We start from the raw sequence: 10,681 nt of genomic DNA on the forward strand, positions 1-10,681 counted from the left end.
AGCCATTGCCGAAGAAATTGTGCAGGATGTATTTCTTAAATTGTGGGAAGATAAAGCCCTGTTACCTACTATAATTTCTTTAAAACCCTATTTGTACCGTAGTGTTATCAATGCGTCTATTAATGCAGTAAATAGGCAGCGGAATATTGAAAAGCATCATGAGAAAATTGCTGAGCACGATAGTCATCACGACATTGATGTGCTTGATGAACAAAATGCACTTATTGTGCAGTTATATCGGGAAATAGAACTGCTTCCGGAGAAATGTCGAAAAGTTTTTAAACTGAGCAGGTTAGAGGGGTTGAAATACAGGGATATTGCCCTACAGCTTGGTATTTCTGAAAAAACAGTTGAAAACCACATGAGTAATGCCCTTAGGATACTAAGATTAAGGATGTTGCAACAAAATGCAAGTCAATCTGGCCATTCAAAGGTCAAATATTTTTCTCTTTTAAGCTTATTCTTGTACTAATTACTACTAATCTCAAAAATAATTAAATCTTTTAGGGAAATGACTAGGGGTTTTTAGGTTATTGTTTGTCTTAATTAAAAAACAGAGCCCCTTGCAAGAAAATCACATTTTTCAGAACCTTATTCTGAATCACCTCAACGAACCAGACAACACTGAAATTGCCGATCAGGTCAATGCATTGCGCGAGCAAAGTCTTGCCAATGAGCAATATTTTCAGGAAATCAAAAGCGTTTGGGAAAAAGCAGCAGATACAGCTGTACTTTCCCGGATAGATAAGGTGCAAGCTCTTCATCACTTCAAATCCCGGTTAAAGGATCATATTGTTTTAAAACCTCAGAAGTCCTATCAATGGTTAAGTGGTGTTGCCGCAGCTGCAGCACTTGTTATTGCCGGAGTGTGGTTATATTCTACAAGCTATGGCGTTAAAGAACTTGTGAAAGAAACCCATGCACAGGTGGATTCAATACTGCTTAATGATGGATCTAAAGTGATGCTTGCACAAAACACCATTGTCAAATATCCTGATCATTTTAAAGGCAAAACCAGAGATATAAGCCTGGAAAAGGGAAAAGCTTTCTTCAAGATCAGCAAGGACCCTGAGCATCCCTTTACCATCTCTATTGGCCAATCAAAAGTAAGTGTATTGGGTACCTCGTTTAACATAAAGTATACAGATTCCCTGATCGATGTTTCAGTATCAACTGGAACCGTAAGATTTACACCAAACAAGGTGAGCAAAGGAGCCATCTTAAACGCCGGACAATCGGTATCCTATAATTACGCATTAAATATCATGACCCAGCCCGATGGCAGCAATGATAATTCCTGGCTAACCAAAGAACTTCATTTTGTAGATATGCCTCTACAAGATGTATGCAAGGAGTTGAGTGAATATTACGGTGTAAAGATCAATTTGCATGACACAGTACATACCGCAAAAAAGTTCAATGCTAACTTCAAAGAAAGCAGCCTTAACGAAATTCTGAATGTATTAAAAGCGACCTATAATATACAGGTAGAAACTAGTGGAGATACGGTTACTATTAAGAGTTTATAACTAAATAATCAACAAACCAACACAACTAACAATTATGGAGAAAAACTACAAAAAAATCATGCGATTGTTGCAGTGTAGCCTCATGGCTATACTATGCACTGCAATTTTCTGCGTGACATTAGTTAAGGCCGAACGAATTAAGCCGTCGTCCTTAAAAGTGGAAAGACTAGAGAATTACCTTAAGCAAATAGAACAAACCTACCAGGTGAGTTTTGTTTATGATGCTACACAAATCAATAAGGAAATGAACTTAGAAGTACCTGTTAAATTGGTTTCTATCAGTTCTGCCCTTGAACCTTTAACTGTAAAAGGTATTGCCTATAACATTGTTGGCAAACAAGTGATTTTGAAAAAAGCCATAGTACCTGATGTCTTTAAAAAAGACGTGATTCTAAAAGGTCGCGTGGTTGCAGCTAAAGATGGTGATCCACTTCCGGGTGTGAGCATTAGGGAAAAAGGTGCTAATAATGGCGTATCTACAAATGGAAATGGTGAATACCAGATCCGTGTACAAGAAGGTGCTATTTTAGTGATTTCTGCTATCGGCTACAAAACTCAGGAAGTTACTGTAGGTGGCAAAACAACTATCAACATTTCTTTAGCAGAAGATGTAAGTCAACTTCAAGAGGTAAATGTTGTTTCTACAGGATACCAGGATTTGAACAAAAAACTTTTTACTGGTTCGGCAACAATGCTTAAGGCATCAGATGTAAAACGTGAAGGTATAAATGATGTAAGTAGAATGTTGGAAGGCCGCGTTGCAGGTGTATCTGTGCAAAACGTTTCAGGAACTTTTGGAGCTGCGCCCAAAATCCGTGTGCGTGGAGCAACTTCAATTTCTGGAGATAACAAGCCGCTATGGGTAGTAGATGGTATAATTTTAGAAGATGTGGTTAACATCTCTAATGAGCAGCTTTCTACAGGTGACCCTTCTACACTTGTTGGATCGTCGGTCGCTGGTTTAAATCCAGATGATATTGAGAGCTTCAATATACTAAAAGATGCTGCTGCAACTGCCCAATATGGGGCCAGAGCAATGAACGGTGTAGTTATTATTACAACTAAAAAAGGTAAAAATACTGAAGGTAAACCAGTGGTTTCTTACACAGGTAATTTTTCTACCTACATGAAGCCGTCATATAGTAATTATGATATTTTGAATTCCTCAGACCAAATGAGTGTCTACCTGGAAATGCAAAATAAAGGATGGTTAAATCACGCTAATACATCTCGTGGTGTAAACGGTGGTGTTTTCGGGAAAATGTTTAATCAGATGTATGAGTACAACGAAGCCACTGATTCTTATGCTTTAAAAAATGATGCACCAAGTATGAAAAACTTCTTGCAACGTTATGCAAATGCAAACACAGATTGGTTTGATGTTTTATTTAAACAGTCCTTTATGCAAGAGCATTCTGTAAGTGTTTCTTCAGGAACTGAGCGTTCAAAAATATATGCTTCAACCAGTTATTTGCAAGACAATGGATGGTCGGTAGGTGATAATGTTAAACGTTTCACTGGTAACATTCGTGGAAACTTTGAAATTAATAAAAAGTTAAGCATTGAATTAATTACTCAGGGATCTGTGCGTGATCAAAATGCTCCAGGTACATTGGGTAGAAACGGTAATCCAGTTTATGGAACTTACGATCGTGAATTTGACATCAACCCATTTAGTTATGCATTAAACACCAGTCGTACTTTAACACCTTATGACGAGAATGGTAAACGCGAATTTTTTACTCAGAATTATGCCCCTTTTAATATCTTAAATGAATTAGATAATAACACTTTAGAGTTAAATTTAATTGATTTTAAAGTTCAGGGAGGATTAAAGTATAAAATTACAGATGCTTTTAAATACTCTTTTGATGGTGCCTATCGTTTTGCTAAAACTACGCAGGAGCACAAAATTACAGAGAACTCTAATATGGCTCAGGCATACCGTGCAGGTATAAGTCCGGCTGATGCTACCATAAAAAGAGCGAATAAATTCTTGTATAAAAACCCTGACGATCCTAATGCACTTCCAGTAAGCGTATTACCTTATGGTGGTTTTTACAATACAAATGATGACAACATTACCAACTATTATGTGCGTAACAGTTTAGAGTACGACAAAACCTTCAATGAAGATCACTTGGTTAACTTTTTCGCTACCCAGGAGATGCGTTTCATCGATCGTCAAAATAAAAGGTTTGATGGTTATGGTTACCAATATGATAGAGGTGGAGTACCTTTTATTGACCCTAACATTGTTAAACAAAATGTTGAAGGTGGGTTTAACTACTACAGCATGGGCTATCGTTATGAAAGATATTTAAATTATGCATTAAGAGGAGCCTATTCATACAAAGGAAAATACAGCATAAATGCAACTGGTAGATATGATGGTTCTAACCTTTTAGGAGAATCAACCACAGCAAGATGGTTGCCAACATGGAACGTTTCTGGTGCATGGAATATTGATACAGAAAATTTTATGCAAAATGAGGGCATAAAGAATATTGTCAACAGGGCTACACTTCGTGCAACATATGGTTTAGTTGCAAGTATGGGTTCTGCTGAAAACTCTAGTTTGGTTGTTAAAAGTATGTCTACAAGACGTCCATATTTAACTGAAAAAGAAACTAAACTTTATATTGCAGGACTTCAAAATTCAGAACTGACCTTTGAAAAGCTTAATGAGTTAAACATTGGTTTAGATTTAGGTCTCTTCCAGGATCGTTTATCTTTAACTGTTGATGCTTACAAAAGGAAAAGTTTTGATTTGATTGGATTAATCAAAACATCTGGAATTGGTGGCGAAGCTATTAAACAAGCCAATTATGCAGATATGGAATCAAAAGGTATTGAAGCATCTTTAGGCGCAACTGTACTTAAAGTAGCTGATTTTAACTGGAGAACTCAATTGATCTTTGCTTACAATACAAATACAATTACCAATTTAAAAAATCAACCATTGATATTTGATTTGACAGGTGCTGATGGTGGTGCTTTAGAAGGGTATGCACAACGTGGACTTTTCTCTTTAGATTTTAAAGGATTAGATCCAATTAATGGTTCTCCTTTATTCGTTAATGAGGATGGCGAGGTTAGCAATGATGTTTACCTTCAAAGTGATGTTGTTTATAATTTAAAATATGAAGGTCCTATTGACCCGAAATATACTGGTGGTTTTTCTAACAACTTTAAATATAAAAACTTTAGCTTGTCAACATTAATTACTTTTGCTGCAGGTAACAAAGTTCGTTTGGCACCAGCTTTCAAAACTAGCTATAGCGATTTAGATGCAATGCCAAAAGCATTCTTAAGCCGTTGGGAAATGCCGGGTGATGAGCAATTTACAAATGTTCCATCTATTTTGGATGCTTACGAAGCCACCAATTTCTCAAACGTTTACGCTTATAACAACTATAATTATTCAAGTGCAAGAGTAGCTGATGGTGGATTTGTAAGAATGAAACAGATCATTTTAAGTTATAATGCACCTGCAGCATTCTCTAAGAAACTGGGTTTAACTAACTCATCTTTGAGTGTTGTTGGAAATAACCTGTTCTTAATTTATTCCGATAAAAAATTAAATGGACAAGATCCAGAATTCTTCGGATCGGGCGGTGTGGCTATGCCAATTCCTCGTCAGTTTACCTTATCATTAAAAGTTGGTTTCTAAATAATACAATCATGAAAAATATATATATATCAGTTCTGGCACTTGCACTGCTTACAACCACTGGTTGTAAAAAGTTTCTTGAGCATGCTCCAGATCAACGAACACAAGTAAATTCTGTAGATAAAGTTGCGCAGTTATTAGCAAGTGCTTATCCACAGGCTAACTATATCCCTTTTGCAGAGTCTGCTTCTGATAATGCAGAAGATAAAGGCCCAACTGTAGGTACTGAGCCAAGATGGATAGTTCAACCTTTCTATTGGTTGGATAACGATGATGATAACCAGGATTCACCAACTTATTATTGGAATTCAAGTTATGAAGCTATTGCAGCAGCAAATCAGGCTTTAGAGTCTATTGAAAAAGCAGAAGATAAAAGTGGTTATCTTCCCTATAAAGGAGAAGCATTAATGGCGCGTGCTTATGCACATTTCATGTTGGTTACTTTTTATTCAAAAGCTTATAACCCTGGTGGTGATAACACTTCTCCAGGTATCCCTTATATGGTAAAACCAGAAACTGTTGTATCTGGACAATATAGCCGCGGTACTGTAGCCTCAGTTTATGAGCAGATTCAAAAGGATATTGAAGAAGGCCTGCCCTTAATTAAAAATGATTCTTATGTTGTTCCAAAGTATCACTTTAATGTTGCTGCAGCACATGCATTTGCCGCCAGATTTTACCTTTTTAAACAAGATTATGCCAAAGTGATTGAGCACGCTAGTGCAATTTCTTCTGGTAATGCTTTTGCAACAATTACCAGACCATGGAATACACGTTACCGTACTTACAGTAGCGCTGAAATGAGAGTAAACTTTACCCAGGCAACTGAACCATCTACTTTATTGTTAATTGAAACAGCATCATCATGGGCCAGAACATCAGGGCCACGTTATGGCTTTGGACAGACAGCAAATAACACCATGTTTGTTGCTGCTAATGTAACTGGCTCAAGGTGGTCACATCCAGTTTATACGTCTGGTGGTGTACCACATTACAGCTTGTTAAAATGGAATGAATATTTTGTGAGAACAAGTCCTAATGCAACTATTGGCTTTCCTTATACTATTGTTCCTGTGTTAACGGCAGACGAAGCTTTATTAAACCGTGCAGAAGCCTATGCGCAAACAGGCCAAAATGACCTCGCTTTAAGAGACCTTAATACTTTTGCAAGCACTAGAATTACCAGTTATAATGCCGTGACACATGCTATAACTTTAGCCAAAATTGAAAGTTTTTATAAACTTGGCGATGATAAGGCAGGTTTGATCAAAACAATTCTAGATTTCAAAAAAGCTGAATTCATTACAGAAGGTTTAAGATGGTTTGATGTTTTAAGACATAAAATTACGGTAAAACACAATGTTCTTGCAGTAGATGGATCAACAACGACCATTGAATTAGGTCCAGACGATCCTCGTCGTTTATTTCAAGTGCCCTCACAAGTGAAATTGTCCGGTATAGAACAAAATCCTAGATAAAACAAATCATGAAGAAAATATTTAATAAAAGCTTTTTAGCCATATTCGCCCTCATCGCATTTGCTTCCTGCAAAAAAGAAGGGACTTTAAATGCTAACCTTGACATTCTGGATAGGAATGAAATTGCGAAAACTGCAACTGACAACTGGTTGGATGCTAATTTTTTAAATCCTTATAATATTGAAACGAAATATAAATTTGACCGTTTTGAACTGGCTTTAGGAAAAAATATTGTGCCACCTTTAGAATCGCAGGTTATCCCTGCGATGGAAATGGTAAGAGATGTTTGGATTAAACCTTATGAGGCAACAGGAGGTGCTACTTTTATCAAAAAGTATAGCCCTAAGCAGTTTATTCTAGCTGGAAGTGCAGAATACAACACTGATGGTACTATTACTTTGGGTACTGCAGAAGGTGGTCGTAAAATTGTATTGTATGTTATCAACACCTTTGATAAAACAAACCTGGCATCAGTAAAACAAATGCTGCAGGTTATTCAACATGAATATACCCACATCTTAAATCAAACGGTAGATTATCAAACAGATTTCCAACTGATCTCTAGAGGTGGTTATGTAGCAAACTGGACTCAGGAAACTTTAGTTAACGGAAGAGCATTAGGTTTCATTACACAGTATGCCAGAGCCGCTCCAGAAGAGGATTTTGCAGAAATGGCCTCTAATATGTTAATGATGGGCCGTGTTACTTATAATGCTGCTGTTAATAACACTACTGCAGATGGTATGGCTAAGCTTAAAAAGAAAGAACAATACGTAGTTGATTATTATAAATCTGCCTTCAATATTGACTTTTATGCCTTACAAACACAAGTGCAAAATGAGTTGAACAAAATAACTCCTCCAAATTTATCTAAATTGATAGGACCAACAGTTGGTTATACTTCATTGTATTCAGTACCTGCTACAGATCCTAACCAATCACCTGAATTTTTAGCGCTTTGGAATACAGCAACTGCAGCAGTAACAGCACAGACTTATAGATTGAAGGATATGACAATGACCTTTAAGGCGAACAACGTTATGACTTTAAGATATAGCTTTACAAATGCTTCTGGTGCTACTACCTATTTTGGAGATGCAGACTATACAATGGTTATTGATGCAAATGGCATCGCAACATTTACTTTAGCTGCTACTCAAACTGCAGGTACAACCTACAGTAATATGGGTGTAATTAACGCGTCGATGGCCTCTGTTAACAATTATTTTAAAAACAATAAATTTAAAATAGACTGGATTAACAAGATTATTCCAGGAAGTATTGGTACAGTAGGTTCCTTAGGTGGTTTTTATAAACAAACCGATAATAATTCTTATTTCTACGGCGTATTGGGTCAATAATTAAATTATAAAAAGATGAAAAAAATTCTAATATATACCTTGTTTTCCTTAGCCATTTTCTGCGGTTGTAAGAAAGACAACAGTAACCTGATAGATGGTGAACGTCCAGAAGACAGGGTTAATAATGCACTGATTGAATATAATGATCAACTAACGGGCAGTCCTTATGGTTGGAAAGCTTACCTCTATCCAGATGGTGGTGGTGGATACTCCTTTTACCTGAATTTTGATAAAAACAACAGGGTAAAAATGTATGCTGATTTAGATTTCGATCCTGCAATGACAAGTAAGGAAAGTTCTTACCGCTTAAAAGCTTACCAGATTCCAACTTTGTCTTTTGATACCTATAACTATATGCATATGTTAGCAGATCCTGATAGAACCGTATTTGGTGGTGTATCAGGTTGGGGCCATTATTCAGATTTTGAATTTGCATTTGATAAAGTGTCTGGTGATACCATTAAATTGAATGGGAAAATGCTGGACAGCAAATTGATTTTAGTTAAAGCAACTAAAGCAGAACAAGATGCCTACAACAATGAAGAATTGGCACTATCTATGGAAGATGGTATTGACTTTATTGACGCCAATAAATATTTATACCTAACGCTTGGTGATCAAACTCAAATCCAAACCTCTTTTGATTATTATAACAAGGTGGTTAGCTTAACCTGGAATGAGAATGGAACTGTTAATACTACCTCTACTGATTTTGTATTCACTTTAACAGGAATTGTATTAAAAGCTCCGTTGGTTTACAAGGATAAAGTTATATCTGAATTTCTATTTGATGGAACAAGATATGTAGCAGTTAGTGGTGCCTCGAAAGTAAATGTGCTTGCTTCAGCAACACCTATACTTCCTTTGCATTTAATTATGGGTATTACTTATTCTTCAATCATTGCCCCTAATGCGATTACGTATGCTGGTTGGTCTACTGATTTTATGAGCAGAAGAGCAGCTGCGGCTACAGGGGTTGCAGGCTTTAATATTGGAGGAGTGTTGCTAAGGTTAGATAGAATGACTTTTACATTCAATAAAACAACAAAAGTAATGAGGGCTGCAGTATCTACTCCTTACGGTACAACGGCCTTGACTTTAAACTTCGATTATAGCTATGTTAAAACCGATGATGGGGTATTCAAATTTACTTTGGGTACTTTAGGTGGTAATGAAGCTGCACTTGGTGGTGTTTTAGCTCCAATTCTTACGCAACGTATCGGAGCAGATCAATTTACATTAAGCTATTTTGTAAATCCTGCTAACGGGCAGATTTTAGGCCAGTTCAAAAGTGTAGAACACCCAGATTTCTATTTCTCAGGAACTTTACAATAGCCTTTCATACCTTATTGGAGAATGCAACTCATGAATTTTGAATAATAATAAAAATTAAATATGCCTCTCCATAGCTTCCCTTCTTCACCGAAGGGAAGCTTTTCTGTTTAATGACCAGCCCCTCACAATTATTGTCCTTTTCTAAACGTTCTTTACTTATATTTGTCTGCTGAAAGCGGCATGGATTCGCGCGTGGCAAATAACATTACCAAATCATTATGAAAAGAACAGTTTATATCTTCCTGTTTTTATTGGTTACCTCTTTAACCATCCCCTCCGTAGTACAGGCCCAATGCGCCATGTGCACTATCAACGCTGAGCAGGGAACAAAAAATGGCAACACACAAGGTAATGGCATCAATTCAGGAGTGCTCTACCTTATGGCTTTTCCTTATGCAATTATTGTAGGTTTAGGTGTTTTATGGTATATGAAATACCGTAAGAAAAACCTAAGCCATGATTAAACCCAGCACCCTTACGTTTTTAAAAGACGTAGCACAAAATAACAACCGCGAATGGTTTGCAGAACACAAGGGTGAATATGAAGCTGCCCGGGAAAACGTATTAGAATTGATACAAACCTTAATTCCCGAGCTTGCTAAAATAGATCCTATGCTTGCTGCTGATACGGACCCTAAGAAATCCCTGATGCGCATCTATCGCGATGTGAGGTTCAGCAATAACAAAGACCCCTATAAAACTAACTTTGGTATATGGTTTTCAGCCTACGGCAAGGGCGGCAATGAACCCGGTTATTACCTGCACCTGCAACCCGGAGAATGTTTTCTGGCTGGCGGTTACTGGATGCCCGATGCGGCGCATTTAAAGCTCATCAGGCAAGAGATTGACTACAACAGTCATGATTTCTTTCAGATCATAGAAGACAAGGCCTTTGCGGCTAATTTTAAGCTGAGCACTACAAATACGCTGAAGAAAGCACCCAAAGGTTACGAGCCGGACGATCCTAACATTGCCTATTTAAAGCTCAAGAGCTTTGAGGTGGTTAAAAAAATACCCGATGAGGATTTATATCAGCCTACCATTGTAAAAAAGGTAGTCAGCAATTTTAAAACTATTTATCCGCTGGTAGCTTTCCTAAGAAATGCTATCGCCAAATAACCTTTAAGCCGAAACCTATCATTCCTAAAAACCATATTTATATACATGAAACAGATTTTTTCAGGCTTTGCCATCCTTCTCCTGGCTTCAACCTTTACATCCTGTGTGGTGTTATCGCCAAAAAAATACAAGGCTTTATTAGCCAAACAGGATTCTTTAAGCATGGGCTTGTCAGCATCGCAAACA

8 protein-coding genes are annotated in these 10,681 nt (G+C 37.1%); all 8 read left to right on the top strand.

The window, feature by feature from the left end; all coding sequences use genetic code 11:
• Nucleotides 1-472: sigma-70 family RNA polymerase sigma factor (locus ACR2F7_RS02665; RefSeq protein ID WP_432712068.1), on the top strand; the 472-nt coding region annotated here is incomplete at its 5' end.
• Between the two features lie 91 nt (nt 473-563).
• Nucleotides 564-1,529 carry a FecR family protein gene (locus tag ACR2F7_RS02670; protein ID WP_432712069.1) on the top strand — a complete coding sequence of 322 codons (966 nt, stop codon included), beginning with the start codon at nt 564-566 and terminating at the stop codon, nt 1,527-1,529.
• Nucleotides 1,530-1,686: 157 nt separating this feature from the next.
• On the top strand, nt 1,687-5,202 hold the full coding sequence (locus tag ACR2F7_RS02675) for a SusC/RagA family TonB-linked outer membrane protein (protein WP_432712070.1): 3,516 nt from the start codon (nt 1,687-1,689) through the stop codon (nt 5,200-5,202).
• Between the two features lie 11 nt (nt 5,203-5,213).
• Complete coding sequence (locus tag ACR2F7_RS02680) at nt 5,214-6,680, top strand: RagB/SusD family nutrient uptake outer membrane protein (protein WP_432712071.1); 1,467 nt, start codon at nt 5,214-5,216, stop codon at nt 6,678-6,680.
• Between the two features lie 8 nt (nt 6,681-6,688).
• Nucleotides 6,689-8,041 carry a zinc-binding metallopeptidase gene (locus ACR2F7_RS02685; protein ID WP_432712072.1) on the top strand — a complete coding sequence of 451 codons (1,353 nt, stop codon included), beginning with the start codon at nt 6,689-6,691 and terminating at the stop codon, nt 8,039-8,041.
• A 15-nt stretch (nt 8,042-8,056) separates the two neighbouring features.
• Nucleotides 8,057-9,376, top strand: coding sequence for a DUF4302 domain-containing protein (locus ACR2F7_RS02690; RefSeq protein ID WP_432712073.1), 1,320 nt, complete (start codon nt 8,057-8,059; stop codon nt 9,374-9,376).
• A gap of 218 nt (nt 9,377-9,594) precedes the next feature.
• Nucleotides 9,595-9,840, top strand: a complete 246-nt coding sequence (locus tag ACR2F7_RS02695; protein ID WP_432712074.1) for a hypothetical protein — start codon at nt 9,595-9,597, stop codon at nt 9,838-9,840.
• On the top strand, nt 9,833-10,495 hold the full coding sequence (locus tag ACR2F7_RS02700) for a DUF2461 domain-containing protein (protein ID WP_432712075.1): 663 nt from the start codon (nt 9,833-9,835) through the stop codon (nt 10,493-10,495). Before ACR2F7_RS02695 ends, ACR2F7_RS02700 begins: the two co-directional genes overlap by 8 nt.
• Nucleotides 10,496-10,681: the final 186 nt, after the last annotated feature.

It is taken from the genome of Pedobacter sp. (assembly GCF_045628745.1).
Classification (GTDB): Bacteria; Bacteroidota; Bacteroidia; order Sphingobacteriales; family Sphingobacteriaceae; genus Pedobacter.